The organism is Mesorhizobium sp. M7A.F.Ca.CA.004.04.2.1 (assembly GCF_004022825.1).
Taxonomy (GTDB): Bacteria; Pseudomonadota; Alphaproteobacteria; order Rhizobiales; family Rhizobiaceae; genus Mesorhizobium.
In genome coordinates this window covers 1-1,964 of record NZ_RZPH01001073.1, presented here as the reverse complement: position 1 = coordinate 1,964, position 1,964 = coordinate 1, and the positions used below count along the sequence as shown (strand labels likewise).

Annotated in this window: 3 protein-coding genes; all 3 read right to left on the bottom strand. The window is 63.5% G+C overall.

Annotated features, from left to right (window positions below; all coding sequences use genetic code 11):
• Positions 1-627 (bottom strand): trypsin-like peptidase domain-containing protein (locus tag EN893_RS31410; protein ID WP_128362073.1); only part of this gene is annotated, 627 nt, incomplete at its 3' end.
• A gap of 127 nt (positions 628-754) precedes the next feature.
• Positions 755-943, bottom strand: coding sequence for a DUF2065 domain-containing protein (locus tag EN893_RS31405; protein ID WP_023813072.1), 189 nt, complete (start codon positions 941-943; stop codon positions 755-757).
• A 6-nt stretch (positions 944-949) separates the two neighbouring features.
• On the bottom strand, positions 950-1,918 hold the full coding sequence (locus EN893_RS31400; protein ID WP_127271782.1) for a protease modulator HflC: 969 nt from the start codon (positions 1,916-1,918) through the stop codon (positions 950-952).
• Positions 1,919-1,964 lie beyond the last annotated feature (46 nt).

Here is a 1,964-nt window from a genome sequence, read left to right as displayed (position 1 = left end):
GTTGCGGGCAGAGACGATGCCGACCGTGACCGTGCCGCCGAGGCCGAACGGATTGCCGATCGCCATCACCCAGTCGCCGACGCGCATCTTGGTGGAATCGCCGAACTTCACCGCCGTCAGCTTGTGGCCTTTCGGATCGACCTTGAGCACGGCGACATCGGTCTTGGTGTCGGTGCCGACCAGCGTCGCCTTCAAGGTGACACCATCGGAGAAATTGACCTCGATGTCGTCGGCATCGGCAATGACATGGTTGTTGGTGACGACGATGCCTTGCTCGGCATCGATGACGAAGCCGGAGCCCAGCGACTGCACCTTCTGCGAGCCGTTGTCCTTGTCACCGCCGCGGTTCTTGAAGAAATCGTCGAAGAAATCCTGGAAGGGCGACCCCTCGGGCAATTGCGGCATCGGCACCGCGCCCGGGCCTTCGGTGCCCTTGACCGTCTGCGAGGTCGATATGTTGACCACTGCGCCGAGCAGGCCTTGCGCCAGATCGGCGACCGAAGCAGGTCCATCGGCGGCAAATGTCGGCGTCACGAAGGACGGGACAGCGACTGCGCTGACAAGAAGTGCCGCCGCGCCGGCGATGAATGTCCGCCGAGCCGCGCACAGAATTGTATTGGATGTCATCGAGAAGCCTCCCGGTATCCTTGAAAAGAAAAGCGCTTCGACGAAAACGCCGCGTCACGCCATGTTGGCAAAAAATACGGCACGTTTGCGGCTATGACTATCGGCAGAGGATAAATCATCGCCGCCGTCATGCGCCCCGTACCAGCCAGACGATGCCGACGCCGATCACGATCGCCGCCAGTCCGGCGATCCGCAGCGCGTTCTCGGGCAGCGACAGCACTTCGGTGGCAAGTTTCCTGGCCAGGCCGGGAAAACCGCCATAGACTAGACCCTCTATGACAAGGACCAGGCCCATGGCGGCAAGAAAATCCTGCACCGGCCGCTACTGGCCGGTGCTGGGCTGTGCCGCCGGCGCGGCGGGTGCCGTCGCCGGAGCGTTTGGCGCAGGCGAAGCCGGCTTTGCCGGCCCCTCGCTGCCGTCAGGATTGCGGAAGAAGCGGAAGAACTCCGAGTTCGGCGACAGCACCATCGTCGTTCCGGTGTTGTCCAGCGCCGTGCCATAGGCATTCATCGACCGGTAGAAGTCGAAGAAGGCCGGATCGCGCTGATAGGCTCCCGCGAAGGTGGCGCTGCGCTGGGCTTCGCCCTCGCCGCGCAGGATTTCCGACTCTTTCTGCGCTTCGGCGACGATCTCGACCACTTCGCGATCGGCGCGGGCGGTGATGCGCTGTGCCGCTTCATTGCCGCGCGCCCTCAGCCGCGCAGCTTCCGCCAGGCGTTCCGCCTTCATGCGGTCGAAGGTCTGCTGCGAGACTTCGGCCGTGAGATCCGTGCGGCGGATACGGACATCCTCGATCTGCAGGCCGAGCGAGGTGGCGTCGGGCCTGAGCTGGTCGCGGACTTCGCGCATCATCACGGTGCGCTGTTCGGAAAGTGCGGCCTCGAAATCACGCAGACCGTAGACACGGCGCAAGGCAGCGTCGAGACGCGTCCTGAGCCGGGCTTCTGCCAGTTCGATCTGACCCGACACGGTGGAGCGGAAGACCCGCGGATCCGAGATGCGGTAGGCGATGAAGGCGTCGACCTCATAGAACTTGCCGCCTGACACCTGGACGCGGATGTTGTCGAGGTCGAAGCGCAGCACCCGGTTCTCGATCAGTTGCACGGTGTCGGCGTCGAAGAACGAGAACGGCGCCTTGAAGTAGATGCCGGGTTCGCTCTTGACGTCGACGATCTCGCCGAACCTGAGCACCAGCGCCTGCTGACGCGCATTGACCACGAAGACCGACGAATAGAGCAGGAACAGGATAACCGCTGCTGCGACGACGATGATGGGAAGACGGTTGGCCATCACTGGTTACCTCCCGTAACGCCACTGGGCGCAGCGGGTGCCTGTC